Origin of the sequence: Flavobacterium sp. CFS9, assembly GCF_041154745.1 — a bacterium.
In the GTDB taxonomy this organism is placed as follows: Bacteria; Bacteroidota; Bacteroidia; order Flavobacteriales; family Flavobacteriaceae; genus Flavobacterium.
Genome location: NZ_AP031573.1, coordinates 1069327 through 1085774, shown reverse-complemented (window position 1 = coordinate 1085774; position 16448 = coordinate 1069327). Strand labels below are relative to the sequence as shown.

The 16448-nt window shown below is 34.1% G+C and carries 16 protein-coding genes; 10 read left to right on the top strand and 6 right to left on the bottom strand.

Features of this window, described 5'->3' with window-relative positions; translation table 11 throughout:
• The first annotated feature begins 3 nt into the window (after positions 1 to 3).
• The 8 genes from ACAM30_RS04715 to ACAM30_RS04680 are packed head-to-tail and all read left to right on the top strand — an operon-like array spanning position 4 to position 9280.
• On the top strand, positions 4 to 1155 hold the full coding sequence (locus tag ACAM30_RS04715; RefSeq protein WP_369617457.1) for a glycosyltransferase family 4 protein: 1152 nt from the start codon (positions 4 to 6) through the stop codon (positions 1153 to 1155).
• 4 nt (positions 1156 to 1159) lie between these two features.
• Entirely contained in the window at positions 1160 to 2698 is a 1539-nt protein-coding gene (locus ACAM30_RS04710; RefSeq protein ID WP_369617456.1) for a glycosyltransferase family 2 protein, read from the top strand.
• A 3-nt stretch (positions 2699 to 2701) separates the two neighbouring features.
• Positions 2702 to 3697 (top strand): glycosyltransferase family 2 protein, encoded by a 996-nt coding sequence (locus ACAM30_RS04705; protein WP_369617455.1) that lies wholly within the window; start codon positions 2702 to 2704, stop codon positions 3695 to 3697.
• Between the two features lie 9 nt (positions 3698 to 3706).
• Positions 3707 to 4261 carry a serine O-acetyltransferase gene (locus ACAM30_RS04700; RefSeq protein WP_369617454.1) on the top strand — a complete coding sequence of 185 codons (555 nt, stop codon included), beginning with the start codon at positions 3707 to 3709 and terminating at the stop codon, positions 4259 to 4261.
• Positions 4261 to 5379, top strand: coding sequence for a glycosyltransferase (locus ACAM30_RS04695; RefSeq protein WP_369617453.1), 1119 nt, complete (start codon positions 4261 to 4263; stop codon positions 5377 to 5379). Before ACAM30_RS04700 ends, ACAM30_RS04695 begins: the two co-directional genes overlap by 1 nt.
• Positions 5376 to 6461 (top strand): glycosyltransferase, encoded by a 1086-nt coding sequence (locus ACAM30_RS04690; RefSeq protein WP_369617452.1) that lies wholly within the window; start codon positions 5376 to 5378, stop codon positions 6459 to 6461. The genes ACAM30_RS04695 and ACAM30_RS04690 overlap by 4 nt, the downstream gene beginning before the upstream one ends.
• Positions 6462 to 6479: 18 nt before the next feature.
• Complete coding sequence (locus tag ACAM30_RS04685; protein WP_369617451.1) at positions 6480 to 7829, top strand: O-antigen ligase family protein; 1350 nt, start codon at positions 6480 to 6482, stop codon at positions 7827 to 7829.
• Positions 7830 to 7885: 56 nt separating this feature from the next.
• Positions 7886 to 9280 (top strand): sugar transferase, encoded by a 1395-nt coding sequence (locus ACAM30_RS04680; protein WP_369617450.1) that lies wholly within the window; start codon positions 7886 to 7888, stop codon positions 9278 to 9280.
• A 1-nt stretch (position 9281) separates the two neighbouring features.
• Here the strand turns inward: ACAM30_RS04680 and ACAM30_RS04675 are convergent, their stop codons facing one another.
• Together ACAM30_RS04675 and ACAM30_RS04670 are read right to left on the bottom strand one after the other, a co-directional pair.
• Positions 9282 to 10418 (bottom strand): DUF4105 domain-containing protein, encoded by a 1137-nt coding sequence (locus tag ACAM30_RS04675; RefSeq protein ID WP_369617449.1) that lies wholly within the window; start codon positions 10416 to 10418, stop codon positions 9282 to 9284.
• Between the two features lie 37 nt (positions 10419 to 10455).
• Positions 10456 to 11439, bottom strand: coding sequence for a PorV/PorQ family protein (locus ACAM30_RS04670; RefSeq protein ID WP_369618640.1), 984 nt, complete (start codon positions 11437 to 11439; stop codon positions 10456 to 10458).
• Positions 11440 to 11735: 296 nt separating this feature from the next.
• On the opposite strand from ACAM30_RS04670, the gene ACAM30_RS04665 reads away from it, so the two are divergent.
• Together ACAM30_RS04665 and ACAM30_RS04660 are read left to right on the top strand one after the other, a co-directional pair.
• Positions 11736 to 12452 (top strand): phosphatidylcholine/phosphatidylserine synthase, encoded by a 717-nt coding sequence (locus ACAM30_RS04665; RefSeq protein ID WP_369617448.1) that lies wholly within the window; start codon positions 11736 to 11738, stop codon positions 12450 to 12452.
• 11 nt (positions 12453 to 12463) lie between these two features.
• Positions 12464 to 13324 (top strand): glycoside hydrolase family 25 protein, encoded by an 861-nt coding sequence (locus ACAM30_RS04660; protein ID WP_369617447.1) that lies wholly within the window; start codon positions 12464 to 12466, stop codon positions 13322 to 13324.
• Between the two features lie 86 nt (positions 13325 to 13410).
• Here the strand turns inward: ACAM30_RS04660 and lptB are convergent, their stop codons facing one another.
• From lptB to ACAM30_RS04640, 4 genes are all read right to left on the bottom strand, one after another.
• Complete coding sequence (gene lptB, locus ACAM30_RS04655) at positions 13411 to 14151, bottom strand: LPS export ABC transporter ATP-binding protein (protein WP_017494919.1); 741 nt, start codon at positions 14149 to 14151, stop codon at positions 13411 to 13413.
• An 87-nt stretch (positions 14152 to 14238) separates the two neighbouring features.
• Positions 14239 to 14592 (bottom strand): carboxymuconolactone decarboxylase family protein, encoded by a 354-nt coding sequence (locus ACAM30_RS04650; protein WP_369617446.1) that lies wholly within the window; start codon positions 14590 to 14592, stop codon positions 14239 to 14241.
• A complete protein-coding gene (tatC, locus tag ACAM30_RS04645) occupies positions 14585 to 15400 on the bottom strand; it encodes a twin-arginine translocase subunit TatC (RefSeq protein WP_369617445.1) in 816 nt (271 codons plus the stop codon). Before tatC ends, ACAM30_RS04650 begins: the two co-directional genes overlap by 8 nt.
• Entirely contained in the window at positions 15400 to 16365 is a 966-nt protein-coding gene (locus tag ACAM30_RS04640) for an SIS domain-containing protein (protein ID WP_369617444.1), read from the bottom strand. Before ACAM30_RS04640 ends, tatC begins: the two co-directional genes overlap by 1 nt.
• Positions 16366 to 16448: the final 83 nt, after the last annotated feature.

The following is a 16448-nucleotide window of genomic DNA, read 5'->3' as shown; positions in this document are numbered from 1 at the left end:
ATTATGAGAATAGCTTTTCTAACACCGGAATATCCTCACCCTGAAACCGGAAATTCAGGCGGTTTGGGAACAAGTATTAAAAGCTTAGCAATTGGACTTTTAGAAAAAGGAGTTTCAGTTCGTATTTTGGTGTATGGTCAGCATAAAGATGATATTTTTACGGACAATGGCATCATTATCCAACAAATAAAAAATAAGAAATTAAAAGGATTATCGTGGTTTCTGACCAGAAAAAAACTAGAGAAAATAATCAATCAGTTATTTTCTGCTAAAGAAATTGATTTAGTAGAAGCGGCAGACTGGACAGGCATTACTTCTTTTATTCAGCCTAAAAAATGTCCGGTTGTAATTCGACTACACGGATCTGATACTTATTTCTGTCATCTGGATAATCGTCCTGTAAAATGGATTAATAAGTTTCATGAAAAAAGAGCCTTGAAAAAAGCAACGGCCTTATTATCTGTAAGTCAGTTTACAGCAGATACAACAAATATGGTTTTTGGTCTGAGCAAAAAATTTAACGTGATTCCTAATCTCGTTGATATAAATCTATTTCAGCCTTCAGACAATTTGGTTGCTAATGATAAAAGTATATTTTATTTTGGGAGCCTCATTAGAAAAAAAGGACTTTTAGAATTGCCTTTAATTTTTAATGAAGTAATAAAGAACGATCCCGAAGCAAAACTCATTTTAGTAGGGAAAGATGTTCCGGATATTATTTCGGGTAATTTGTCGACCTGGCAAATGATGCAGAATCTTTTTTCAGAAAGAGCCCAAGCAAATGTTTCTTATTTAGGGAGTGTTCCTTACTCCGAAATTAAGAAGAAGATTGAGCAGGCAACAGTTTGTGTATTCCCTTCTTTTGCAGAAGCTTTTCCTGTTTCCTGGCTTGAAGCTATGGCGATGCATAAAGCAATCGTAGCATCTGATATTGGTTGGGCAGGAGAAGTGATTATTGATGGGGAAAGTGGTTTTTTAGTTGATCCAAAAAATCATAGTTTGTTCGCTGCCAAAATTGCTCAGTTTCTCGATAATTCGAGATTGACAAAAGAGACAGGAGAAAAAGCAAGAAGCAGAGTTGAACATTTTTTTGGCACTGATAAAATAACAAATGACAATATTAATTTTTATAAAAAAATAATCAATCCGGAATAAAGAAATGAAATTGAATGAGTTTAGAACAAGGAGTGGAGAGATTATTCTTTACAATGGGCAACCTGACTTAGAGAAACTGGAAGTTTTGTGTTCTGGCGCCGGAGATATTTGGCATAGTTCATTTGAACAAGGTTATAAAAATGCATTCCCGGAACTGGTTTATCAAACTGCGACTTTTTTTTGGTACATCAATGATTTTGACCATCTGGACGAGTGTGTGAGCTGGCGAATTAATTCAAATTCATTTGCCATTCGAAAGTCTGTCTGGGAAACTCTAGGCGGGTTTGATACAGAATATCAAAATCATCAAATTGAGGCATTAGATTTTGGGTATAACGCATTACGAAATTCTGCTGCAATTCCCCTTTATATAAAAGGGTTATTTATAGATAATGTCAAGGAGAAAATAAATATAACTGCAAAAGACCGATACATTTTTTTTAGAAAAAACTTTAAAAAAGAGCATTCCTTATTCATGCTTTATCGGGAAGGTTTCTGGAAATGGAAAGAATGGAATGCTTTTTTTTATGCTGCGAAAAATTTTAAAAGAAGCTCTGAAAAACCAGTTATTAAACCTCGTGACTTAAACCGTATCGAAGGTAAACCATCTGTTAGTTATATTATTCCAACAATGATGCGTCAGGATTTTACGTTACAATTGTTAGAAGATCTGAGTGTACAGAGTTATCCCGTTTCGCAGGTAGTTGTAGTCGATGCAACTCCCGAAGCCCTCAGGAATGAAAAAATGTATTATGAAAGACGATTTCCTTTTGAGTTAATTGTAAAATGGCAGGAAACAAAAGGAAGCTGCAGAGCCCGTAATGAAGCTATAGAGTTGTGTACGGGTGAATATATCGTTTTTGGAGACGATGATGTTCGGGTACAGTCGAATTTTATTGAAAATCATATTCGGTTAATGCAAACCTATAAGGTGAGTGCCTGCAATGGCTTAGATATCAGAGCAGATAATGAACAGCAGGAATTAAAAGATTTAGAAGTTAAACTTGAAAAATTAGGAGAGAAAAGATGGAAATCCGGCGCATCCTCAACTTTTAGCAATGCCAATTCCTGTGTAAAAACCGAATACGTCAGAAAACTAACAGGCAATGATATTAACTTTGACGGAGGTTATGGTGAAGATACTGATTTTGGAATATCGCTGGCTAAATTAGGGCAGGTGGTTATCTTAAATCCTTTTTCTCCAAATTTGCATCTAAAACCACCTGCAGGCGGGTATCGCTTTTGGGGAAATCAGGCTAGAATCACAGGGAAAAAGAGAAAAACACAACCATGGGAATTGGATACTCCCGTAAAGATGATTCGTCCCGTACCAAGTCCGACAATTATGTACGGTATTGTAAAGCATTTTACTCCTCAGCAAGTAATTGAATACAAGTACAAATATTTTTTTCTATACCTCTTCAAAGGTTCCAAAAAAAGTCTATTGTACCGATTTTTTAGAATTCCGTACAAAAATCTTCAGTTTAAAAAATCACTGTTTTATGCCAAAAAACTAAAAGATCTGGGGATCAGATATAAATAGAATATGAAATTTTCTTTAATCATTTGTACTTACATGCGTCCTCAGCCTCTGCTGGAGTTATTGCAATCCGTAAAGACACAAACCTTATATCCGGATGAAATTTTAATTATCGACGGTTCTGTAAATAAGGAATCAGAAATTATTTTAAGTGAGAATTCATTTCAAAATTTAAAGTACTTTTTAGTTGATGATCAAAATCGCGGACTTACCAGACAAAGGAATTTTGGTATTGGTAAAGTTGGTCAGGGTATTGAAGTTGTTTGTTTTTTGGATGATGACACAATTCTGGAGTCAGATTATTTTGAAAATTTATTACAAACCTATAGCGTGTTTCCTGATGCTATGGGCGTAGGAGGTTATATTACGAATGAAGTAAAATGGGAAAAAGCAACCCAAAATTACATTCCTCAGATTAATGAATTTTATTTTGACGGATGGAAACGCAAAGACGGAAGCAGGTTTGTTTTGCGAAAAAAACTTCATTTAGACAGTAATTGTCTCCCTGGTTTTTCTCCTTTATTCTCACATGGCAGAAGTATTGGTTTTTTGCCACCCAGTGGTAAAATATATGAAGTTGAGCAATTAATGGGAGGCGTTTCTTCCTTTAAAAAATCAGTTTTTGAGAAGCTGTCATTTTCTACCTATTTTGAAGGTTATGGTTTATATGAAGATGCTGATTTTACTTTAAGAGTCGCAAAGATTGGTAAACTTTATATCAATACAGCCGCAAGATTAGGTCATTTTCATGCCGAAACCGGAAGACCCAACCGGTATTATTATGGAAAAATGGTAGTTAGAAACGGATGGTATGTCTGGCGTGTTAAAAACCCCAATCCGGATTTTAAGAATAGATACAAATGGAATGCAATTACATTACTTTTGACATTGGTCAGATTTAGTAATACATTTACCTCAAGTAACAAAAAAGCCGCTTTTACAGAAAGTCTTGGTAGAATTTTAGGCTGGTTTAGTTTAATTTTTAATAAACCTGAAGAATAAAATAGTTAGATGAATTTATTTCAACTTATAAAGTCAGATTATAGAAAATACCGCAAATATGGCGGTCATTTCTTTGTAATTGTATTTTTTACTCAGGGCTTTTGGGCCACTTTTCAATATAGGATTGCCTATTACATTTATACTAATATTACCTGGAAATTATTTAGACTTCCTCTGTTGTTTTCTACTTTGGTATGGCAAAAAACGATCGAAATTGTCACAGGGATTTCGATAGCATCTTCTGTAAAAATCGGGCATTCCTTTTATATAGGTCATTTTGGAGGTATTATTATCAATGCAAAGGCTATTATTGGAGATAATTGTAATATATCACAAGGCGTTACTATTGGTGTATCAGGTAATGGCGAAAAGCGAGGAATACCAGTTTTAGGGAATAATATATATATTGGAGCCAATGCAGTAGTTGCCGGTAAAATTACTATTGGCAATAATGTACTAATCGGTGCCTGCTCTATGGTTAAAGATTCTTTACCGGAGAATGCTGTTGCAATGGGGGTTCCGGCTGTAATCATTTCTCAAAACGGCTCAAAAGGATATATTTAATGAAATTATTAATTGTCTCATCAGCGCCATTAATTTATAAAAATCAAATTCCATTTGCTTATAGTCCTTATGTGAAGGAGCTAATTATTTTAGAGCAGTTTAGCGATGATTTTATTTTCTGCTGCCCGGTTTGGGAAAAAGACAGAGGACTTTTAATCACTGAAATTCCCTTTACTTTCAAAAAGCATTTTCAGCTTAAAGATTTTAATTTAAGTTCTTTTTCAAATATTCTAAAATCCTTCTTTTCCAGTTTTTATAATATTTTGGTTTTATTCAAAGCAATGAAAAAGGCAGACCATATTCATTTGCGCTGTCCCGGAAATATAGGTTTGTTGGCATGTTTTGTTCAGGTATTTTTTCCAAATAAGCCTAAAACAGCTAAATATGCGGGTAATTGGGATCCTGAAAGTAAACAGCCCTGTAGTTATAAAATTCAAAAATGGATTTTAAACAATCCTTTTTTGACCCGAAAGATGAAAGTTTTGGTGTATGGAGAATGGAAAAATCAATCACAAAATATTAAGCCTTTTTTTACTGCAACTTATGCTGACGCAGAAAAAGAAAGTATTAAAAAAATAAGTTTTGATAATAGGATAGAATTTATTTTTGTGGGAAGTCTTACTCCGGGCAAAAATCCGTTATATGCATTACAATTGGTTCATGAATTATTAAAAAGAGGAAATAACGTAGTGTTAAGTTTATATGGAGAAGGATCGGAAAGAAATTTTTTAGAAGAATATATTAAAAACAATAGTTTAGAGAAAGAAATTGTTTTGCATGGAAATCAGGATCTGGAAACCGTAAAAAAAGCTTATCAAAAAACTCATTTTGTCATTTTGCCATCAAAAAGCGAAGGCTGGCCAAAAGCAATTGCCGAAGGAATGTTTTGGGGATGTGTGCCTATTGCAACCAAAATATCCTGTGTTCCCTTTATGCTCGATTATGGTAACAGGGGGCTTTTGTTAGAAATGGATTTCGAGAAAGATGTTAATGAAATAATCGGAATACTGAAGAATCAGACGCTCTTTTTTAACAAAAGTAATTTAGCAGGCAATTGGTCACAAAATTATACGACCGATGTTTTTGAAGCCGAAATTAAAAAACTCTTGTTAAAATGAGAATTATACAAATAATAGATTCTTTAGAAGCCGGAGGTGCAGAGCGTATGGCGGTAAACTATGCAAATGCACTATCAAAAAACATAGCGTTTTCAGGTTTAGTTGTTTCCCGAAAAGAAGGATTACTGGTAAATCAGATTGATGATAGCGTTCCCTATTTGTTTTTAAAGAAAAGAAAAAAAATAGATTTACAGGCCGTTTTTACATTGCGTAAATACATAAAAAAGAATAAAGTTGAGGTGATTCATGCTCACAGTTCTTCTTTTTTTACTGCCGTTTTAGTTAAATTGACTTTGCCCAAAATTAAAATTATCTGGCACGATCATTATGGTATTTCGCAAGATTTATACGCCCGGAAAAACTTAAGTTTAAAACTTGGTTCTTTTTTCTTTACTGGGATTATTTCGGTAAATTCAGCCTTAAAAGATTGGGCAGCGTCTTATCTGTGGTGTTCAGATATTGTTTATTTTCCTAATTTTATTGTTGATAGTAAATCCGGCCAGAAACAAAACTTAAACGGATCTGAGGATAAAAGGATTATTTGTGTAGCCAATTTGCGCCCTCAGAAAAATCATGAATTATTACTTGAAGCGGCTAATTTGCTAAAGAACAAGTTTCCGGACTGGACCTATCATTTGTTTGGAAAAGACTTTGAAGATTCTTATTCTAAAATTCTGAAACAAAAAGTTATGGATTTGGACCTTCAGGAGACCATTTTCTTTTATGGAACCACTACTAACGTCGGATCTGCTTTAGAACAATGTCAGATTGCTGTTTTAACATCAGTTTCAGAAGGGCTTCCATTGGCTGTTTTAGAGTATGGATTATATAAATTGCCTGTGGTTGCTACAAACGTAGGCGAAATTTCAAAGATAATTACCTCCGGTAAAGAAGGATTAATAGTAGAACCTGATAACTTAAAAGAGTTTGCCGGAGCAATCGAAAAATTAATAGTATCCGGTAAGTACAGAGATGAAATGGCTTTAGAATTGTATAATAAGGTTCAGCTAAATTTTAGTGAAAGTGCGATTGTAAAAGAATATCTTTTATGGTTGAAATCTTTACTTACTTTTACAGTTTGAAAACAATAGACCTAATAAATGAAAAATAAAAAAGAACATTATATTCTTCTGCTTCTAATTCATGCAGTAATTGCTGTAGTTGTTTTTGCTGTGCCTTTTTTATCGAAAATATATGCGCTTTTAATTCCTGCTGTAGGTCTCTTTATTGTTTACCGGACTAAAAATGTAAACAATGAAGTACTGATAGTTGCGGCATATTTGGTAGGTGTTGAGGTTTTTTTGCGGATGACAGGAGGAAATTTTAACAATGAATATGTTAAAGTCAATGTCATTTTTTTCATGCTGTTGGGTATGATATATAGTAATTTTTCGACAAATGCCTTTATATATTGGGTTTTTCTTGTCTTGCTGATTCCGGGTATCTTAATAACAGCTACCGCTTTTAATCCTTCTATAGATATTAAAAAATCATTGGTGTTTAATTTATCAGGGCCATTGTGTTTAGCAATATCATCAATTTACATGTTTAAAAGAAGAATTTTGTTTTCGAATTTGCAAAATGTATTGGTTGCAATGGGATTACCGATATTGAGCACAACAGTATATTTGTTTTTATTTAATCCCAGTGTTAGAGATGTAGTTACAGGTACACAATCTAATTTTGAAACTTCCGGAGGATTTGGACCTAATCAGGTTTCTACCGCTTTGGGCTTGGGAATGTTTGTGTTTTTTACACAATTGATATTGTTTTCAAAATCGAAAATAAAAATTATTCTAAACGGAGTTTTACTAATATTTGTGACCTATAGAGGTATTGTTACCTTTTCAAGAGGAGGGGTTCTAACAGCTGTGGTCATGATTGTTTGTTTATTATTCTTGTTATATAAGTACTCAAATCTACGAGGGAAAAACAAATTCGTATTGGTTTTTATTCTTACGGGATTAATAGGCATAGGAGTTTGGACGTACTCTTCTTTTCAGACCAAAGGACTTATAGAAAAACGTTATGCAAATCAGGATGCGAGAGGGAGGAATAAAAAAGACCGCTTGGGAGGAAGGGAACAAATTATGAATGAAGAATTTGCCCTTTTTATGGATAACCCCATTTTAGGAGTTGGACCAGGAATGGGAAGGTATGTTAGGGCAGAAAGATTTGGAGATGACGCAGCTTCACACAACGAAATTACTCGTATGTTTAGTGAACATGGTTTGTTTGGGTTTTTTGGACTAATAATATTATTTTTGACTCCTTTTGTCGTCTATATAAGTAACAAGCAACATCTCTACTTTTTGTCATTTTTTGCCTTTTGGTTGTTAACGATTAATCATGCCGCCATGCGTACTGCAGCACCAGCTTTCGTATATGCATTATCATTACTTTTTGTTCAGGTTAAAATTCCTGAAAAAGCAGAAAATTCCGTCGATTAAGTTCTTTTTTTTATAATACATTTGCCTCAAGTTTAAGCCCCTAACAAACTTATTAAATGTTTTCAAAAACTAAAATGCATTTCGAAATTTCGGAAAGGAGAGTCTTACTTCTTCTTTTCGATGTTGTTTTTATTTTGTCCGCATTATATCTGTTAAGTTTAGTATTTCATTATAACTATTTCGTTTTTGATAAGAGTAATTTTCCAAGTATACTTTTACTTCTGACTTATGTGTACGCTTTTGGCGTAATATTCGAAATGTACAATCTACAGGTAGCCAGTAATCAGTTGCAAATTCTTCAAAGTGTAATTTTTACGGCCACAGCTTCAAGTCTGGCCTATTTGTTTACTCCAATTCTAGCCCCAGTATTGCCTAAGCAGCGATTAATTATCGTAATTTTTTATTTTACAATATTGGGTACATTGCTATTGTGGCGTTTGTTTTATGTTTACTTCCTGGCATCGCATCGTTTTTCTCAGAATGTAGTTTTAATTTGTGACCAAAATCAGGTAGAAGAATTGGTTTTAGGACTTGAGAATGTGGATCCGCATTACAAAATTATTGGTTTTGTAAATTCAGATGCAATTTCAGAAGAAGATTCAAATTTTCACTATGTAAAAGAAGTTAAAAAGAAAGATCTAGAGGAGTTTGTGGTGCGTAATCAGGTTTCGGAGATTGTGATTGCTTCTCAAAAAACAGATGGAATCACTGCCGATTTATACCAGCAATTACTTCACTTATTAGAATCAGGAAATATCATCAGAGAGTATACTCAGGTTTACGAAAGTAAAACACAGCGTATTCCGGTACATTATATAGCCCGTGACTTTTATAGATTCTTTCCCTTCAGCAGAAATAATAGCAATAAATTATACTTGTTTTTTGTTCGTTTCATAGAGATGTTGTTCTCCATTACCGGACTATTGGTTTGTTTTCTGTTTATCCCTGTTATTCTTGTTACGAATTTGTTAGCGAATAAAGGAACTTTGTTTTACACCCAGGAACGAGTAGGTAAAAATGGAGTTGTTTTTAAGATCTATAAGTTCAGAACAATGGTCGAAAACTCGGAATCTAATGGAATTGTTTTCGCTACTTCAAATGATAAACGGATTACGCCTTTTGGTAAAATGATGCGTAAATCAAGAATCGATGAATTACCTCAATTTTTTAATATTTTAAAAGGCGATATGGCGGTAATTGGACCAAGACCTGAACGACCATTTTTCGTGGATGAAATTGCCCGTATAATGCCTTTTTATGAGACTAGACACGTTATAAAACCGGGACTTACCGGTTGGGCACAAGTAAACTATTCTTATGGAGAATCTATAGAGGAGAGTTTGATCAAACTGCAATACGACTTATACTATATCAAACACAGAAGTATCTTTCTGGATTTGAGTATTACTTTTAAAACCATTACAACCGTTCTGTTTTACCGCGGACAGTAAATTAGATAATAATCGGAATACGTTTTTTATTTCGGATAGCTACTCTAACCAAAACAAATCCACTAGTTATGATCATTGGCAGAACAATAAAGAAGTGTGCCTTGTTGATCATAAAAAGGGTATAAACAATCAAAAAAAGTAAATGTAGAACCGCGAAACGGTAAGTCCATCTTTTGTTTTTTAAGAGCGAAAAGAGGATTAATACCAATAAAAGCGGACTTAACAAAAGCACATTATAATTCATCGCCAGTTCCTGATGAAGCGAATAAAACCCAACCGTAACAAAAAAGATTCCGATCAACGACAAGATCAAAAGATAGATTTTATCCACCACTTTATGGTGTACCAAAATTACGAAAGCCAATATTAGGAGGTAAGTGTAAATGTTATTCCACCATGAACTTGGAATTTCTTTTTCAAAACTAAGTAGTGTTTTGCTTTTACTTACTAAAGGCTGATTTTGAAAAGTAGTTTTTTCTAAACTGTTTTTCAATTCGAAGGGTAAAAAGATCTTAGTGCCTGCCTGATCTACTTTGGTTCCGAAAATAATACTGGTTCCAAGCTGCTCATAAAAATGATCTTTGAAGTAAGGAAATAAAATAGATCGGTATGTTTCTTCAGTATCTCCTTTTTTCGTTACAATATTTGCATTTAAAGATTTATTGATAACATCTACAACCATCGAAGTACAGTTTTTATCGATAAATTTATAGGTGTAATAGCGATCCTCAGAGAATGCAGCGGCATTTAAGTTGTCAAAAAAATTTTGTTTTAAATCCTTAGAGATCAAAAGTTCCTGTTCGAAAACACTTCTTTTTTCATTAGTATAATCGTTGATAAACTCAGGAAACGATCGTACGCCAACAAAATATTGTAAATCTCCCTTTGCGAACTTAGCAACAAAATTGGGTGTTCTAAAATCAAAATTACCGTAATTATAGACAACATCAATATTATTAGACGGATCAACAACACGAATGGCAGTATGACCAAAATAAGAATAGCTTTCATTACCCAGCCCGCAGGTAATAACGCTTATTTTAGCCTCTTTTGATAACGGTAGATTTTGACTATAACCTAAAAAACTTAGTAATAATAGTAAACTAAAAAGTGTTTTTTTGAAAAGGACATTTTTCATAATTTAAAATTTTAAGAAGTTTAATGGTTAACAAATATTATCTAAAGATACCTAAATCTACTTTTAATGAAAAAATATTAGAGTATAAAGCAGTGCTTTGATTTCCTAAATCAGTCAGTGCATAATCGACCTGAATGCCTTTGTATTTAAAACCAAGGCCTATGTTAGGCTGAAAGTTGAGCTTTTCGGTATTATCCAGCTGAGTTACATTTTGAAAATTTCCTGCTCCTGCCCTTAAAAATACAAGATTAGTATAACCAAACTCAAATCCCAAAGCAGGATCAATACTAACTACTTTTGACGAAATGATATCATTGGTTTGCTCGAAACGTATGTTTAAATTGGTGGCTACCAAAAGACTGTAATCGCCATGAAACTCGATTTTTTTAGAAACTCCCAGTTGAGCTTTTGGTAACGTAATCTCGGTACTTTCCGGTAATTCGTTGTTTTCTCCCGGGATGGCATTGGCAATTTTTTTGTATTCTTCTTCATTGATATTCCAAACATTATAAGTAGTGGTAATATCCCGAAGCATCAAACCAAAGTTCCATCCGTTTCTCTCAAATTGAAGACCAAAGTCAAAGCCAAAACCCCAGGAATTGGCAAATTTTCCAATAACCCTTCGGATTACTTTTGCATTTACACCATATTGAAAACCATCTACAGGTAATTTTCTCGCGTAGGAGAAAGTAAAACCATAATCCGCAGTAGAGAACAGTCTGATTCGGTTGTAATCTATATTTCCCTGATTGTCGATCAATTGTGTGGTGTCCATAATATCATCAACTCCAAAACGAATCATCGAAATTCCCCAGGCACTTCTGTCGTCAATCGGGCTGGCATATCCAATGTAATCGTATTGTGCTATATTGGCAAAGTAATTGGCATGCATCAACGAAATTTGATGATCCTCAAGATGGGTCAGACCAGCCGGATTCCAATAAACGGAATTGACATCATTTGTAGAAGCTACAACTGTACCTGACATTCCTAAAGCAGCTGCATCCACGCCAATATTCATAAACTCATTCGAATATTTCCGAACGGTTTGTGCATACTGTAAGGAGCAGCTCCACAATAATAAAAATGCAAAGATTTTCTTCAACGGATATATTTTAGCAAACCGGAGTCTGTTTTAATTTTCATCAAAAATATAATATTTTACTCATCTAATTGAAATTATTGTAAAACTTAAATTTTTCATGAGAAAATGTTTATAAAGCTTTTGAAAGGAGAGAATTTTAATAGAAATTTTTGCTATTAATGTCGCTTATTTATACGAAATTTGCCCTTCACCATTTGTTAAAAATATAAATCATGAACATTAAAAAACACATTCCTAATTTAATCACATTAATTAACCTGTTCTGCGGCTGTATTGCTGTTGTTTTTGTTTCTCAAGAGAACTTTTTAATGGCTTTTTGCATGGTTTCCTTAGGGATCTTTTTTGATTTTTTTGATGGTTTTTTTGCCCGATTGTTCAAAGTTTCAAGTCCGCTTGGATTACAGTTAGATTCGTTAGCAGATATGGTAACCAGTGGTGTTGTTCCGGGTTATGTAATGTACAGTCTGTTCTTAAAAAGTGCTGACCCGAACAATGAAGTTGCCTTAACGATCGTTCCTTTTCTTGGATTTATTGTAACATTAGGTTCTTGTTACCGATTGGCTAATTTTAATATTGATACACGTCAGACGGATTCGTTTATTGGTTTGCCAACTCCGGCAAACGCGCTTTTTATTTTAAGTCTTCCGTTAGTGATCGATTTCTCTGATTCATTAATCATATTTGAAATGTTAACGAATCATTGGATTCTTTTGGGGATTACTTTATGCAGTGCTTATATTTTAAATGCCGAGATTCCATTGTTTGCATTAAAAGTTAAAAAGTTTACTGTAAAGGATAATGTCTTGCAAATTGTATTTTTATTAATTTCTTTGGCTTTAGTGGTGTTATTGCAGTACATGGCAATTCCGTTGATTATTATCATTTATGTGTTGCTTTCAGTAGTGAATAATATCTTTTTGAAAAAGTAGTTTTTATTGGAATGGCAAGAAAAACGACCACTCGAAGAACTTCTAACTCCCGAAAATCGAAACCTCAGAGATCGATTTTAGCGAGCGGACTTCGTTTTATTATTTATTCTTTTTTAGTGCTGCTTTTTTGTGCGACAGTGTATCATTATCGTGATGGACTGGCTTATTATCTGGGCTTTAAATCAAATAAAGTTCTGGAAGAGGATGCGGTAGAAAAACATCTTTCTGATGTTAGAAATGTTCAGGTTCTCGAAAATCACAAAGGAAAAGTAATTGGTATTGATGTTTCTGAATTTCAGGGAACTGTGCACTGGAGTGATGTTGAGGTTTTAGAAGAAAAATATCCGGTTCAGTTTGTTTTTATCAGGGCTACGGCAGGAAATAATAAAGTAGACAGGCAATTTATGCACAATTGGTTAGGTGCAAAAAAACATAAAATTATTCGTGGGGCTTATCATTACTATCGTCCGAACGAAAATTCGATAGAGCAAGCCGATTTGTTTATTAAAACAGTAAAGCTCCAAAAAGGAGATCTGCCTCCGGTTTTAGACATTGAAAGATTGCCTAAAAATCAATCGTTAGACAGTTTGAAGAAAGGGTTAAAACGCTGGTTGAATAAGGTCGAGGCGCATTATCAGGTACGTCCGATTATTTATACCGGAGAGCGTTACTACGGTGATTTCCTAAAAGAAGAGTTTGGAGAGTATTTATTCTGGATCGCCAATTACAATTTCTACAGAGAGAAAATTGAAGAGGATTGGTTATTCTGGCAATTTACGGAAAAAGCTACCTTGCCGGGAATCAAACGAACTGTAGATGTGAATATTTATAACGGAGATTTAGAACAATTGCAGTTTATTACTGTTGAATAGTTTTTTTTGTAAAAAGTAAAATGTGAGATGTAAAAAAGATTACTAACCTTTTACATCTCACATTTTACATCCTACAGATAACATTTTTAAAATTCAAGTTTCTTCTTACGTAGTTCAAAATTTTGTCCCAGGTAAACACGGCGAACCATTTCATCTTCCACTAATTCTTCAGGTACTCCCGCTTTTAAAATTCCACCTTCAAACATTAAGTAGGTTTTATCAGTGATGGCTAAAGTTTCCTGAACGTTGTGATCGGTAATTAAAATTCCTATGTTTTTATTTTTCAACTGGGCTACAATTCTCTGAATATCTTCAACCGCAACCGGGTCAACACCTGCGAAAGGCTCATCTAGTAAAATGAATTTTGGATCTGTTGCCAGAGCACGTGCAATTTCAGTACGACGACGTTCTCCTCCTGAAAGTAAATCTCCACGGTTGGTACGAATGTGTTCTAAGCTGAACTCTTCAATTAAACTTTCCATTTTGGCGATCTGTGCTTCTTTTGATAACTTAGTCAATTGCAAAACACTAAGAATATTGTCTTCAATGCTTAATTTTCTAAAAACAGAAGCTTCCTGTGCCAAATAGCCAATTCCTTGTTGAGCACGTTTGTACATAGGATAATCGGTAATGTTCAGGTCGTCCAGATAAATGTTTCCTGAATTAGGTTTTACCAATCCTACAATCATGTAAAACGAAGTCGTTTTTCCCGCACCATTAGGCCCCAAAAGACCTACAATTTCTCCCTGATTAACTTCAACGGAAATTCCTTTTACAACACTGCGTCCTTTATAGGTTTTTATTAAATTATCGGCTCTTAATTTCATTTTTTAAGTTTAATCGTTTAAACGTGTAAATCGTTTATTCGTTACAAATTAACAAATAAACGATTCAACAAATAAACGTATTAACAATTATTTAGTTTCAGCTTCTTCTAAAGCTTCCCAAAATTCGTATGCTCTTCTTAAATGTGGAATTACGATGGTTCCGCCAACTAAAGTTGCGATCCCCATAGCTTCCATCATTTCTTCTTTCGTAACACCTTCTTTATGGCTGGTTTCAAGATGGTATTTTACGCAGTCATCACAACGTAAAACAGCCGAAGCTACCAATCCTAAAAGCTCTTTTGTTTTTACATCAAGAGCTCCGGCAGCATAAGCATTTGTATCAAGATTGAAAATTCTTTTGACAATTTTATTATTGTCAGCCAGCAATTTTTCGTTCATTTTAGAACGGTAATCGTTAAATTCTTTTATGATATCAGACATTTTCTTTCATTTTATTTCGATAAACAATCTTAGAAATCAGGATACTTACTTCGTAGATAAGCAACATTGGTATCGCTACAATAGTTTGACTTACTACATCCGGAGGTGTTACAATTGCTGCAATGATCAAGATGATAATAACGGCATATTTCCAATATTTTCTTAAGAATTCAGGGGTTACTAATCCTAACTTGGTTAAAAAGTAAATGGCAATTGGCAGTTCAAAAAAGATAGCACTTCCCAATATACTTGTTTTTACCATTCCCATATAAGAGTCTAATGTAAATTGATTCTTGACAACATCACTTACCGAAAAAGTGGCAACGAAATTTACCGACATTGGAATTACGACGAAATATCCGAACAGTACTCCTAAAAAGAAAAGTAAAGAAGAGGTGAAAATAAATACTTTGGCATTTTTTCGCTCTTTTTCATATAAAGCAGGGCTGATGAACTTCCAGATTTCCCATAAAATATAAGGGAAGCTTAAAATAAAACCAGCTAAAAGACACATCCATACAAAGATATTTACCTGACCTTCCATTTCGGTATTTTGGATAATGAAATTCAGCTGTGTGATACAGATACTGTCGGCAAAGCCCAGTTGATGTGATAAATCACAGAACCAGACATAAGTAAAAAAAGTAGGTCGGGTTGGACCAAGAATGATTTCGTCAAACAAATAGTCACTTATGAAATAGGTTACAAACGCCATTATCATAGTTGCCATTGTACTTCTAACCAGTAGCCATCTTAATTCTTCAAGATGATCCAGAAATGACATCTCGCCAAGGTTCTTTTTTGCCATTATACGATTCCTTCTTTTAAAATGTCATGTAAATGTAATACGCCTTTGTATTCTCCATTATCAGCTACGATAAGCTGTGTTATCGAAAAATCTTCTAAGATATTCAAAGCGTCAACTGCCATTGTTTCTGAAGATACTACTTTAGGATTTTTTGACATGATATCTTTTGCAGTTAAATCTGCAATAGAATCTCTGTCGTTCAGCATTCTTCTAATATCACCGTCTGTAATAATTCCAACAATGGTGTTGTTTTCGATTACGGCAGTTACCCCTAGTCTTTTTTCGGAGATCTCAAAAATCGCTTTTTTGATTGAGGTATCTGGAGTAACCATTGGTTTTAACGAATGTTCAATCATGTCTTTAACACGAAGCAGTAGTTTTTTTCCTAAAGCACCGCCTGGGTGATAAACTGCAAAATCTTCAGGCTTAAAATCGCGCATTTCCATCAAACAAACTGCTAAAGCATCTCCCATAACAAGTTGAGCAGTGGTACTGTTGGTTGGTGCCAGATTGATTGGGCAAGCTTCTGTTTCGACAGTTGTGTCTAATACATAGTCCGAGCCTTTAGCTAAAAATGAAGTTACATTTCCGGTCATTCCGATTAGGATGTTCCCGAAACGTTTTAACAGAGGAACCAATACTTTTATTTCAGGACTGTTCCCGCTTTTTGAAATACAGATTACGATGTCTTCATTTTGAAGCATTCCCAAGTCGCCATGAATGGCTTCAGAAGCATGAAGGAACATTGAGGGTGTACCGGTCGAGTTAAAAGTAGCTACCATTTTTTGAGCAATAATGGCACTTTTTCCGATGCCGGTAACCACTAATCGGCCTTTTGTTTCGTAAATGCGTTGGACAGCTTCGTAGAAATTTTCGTCCAGAAAATCAATTAGCTTTGTAATTGCTTCACTTTCAGATAGTATTGTTTTTTTGGCGATCGCCAATATATTTTCTTTTGTGATCAAAACAGAATATTTAAAATTTGTATGTATAAAAGAAAGTTGTATCTTTATGTGTTGCAAATTTATACAAAATATCCATTAATATA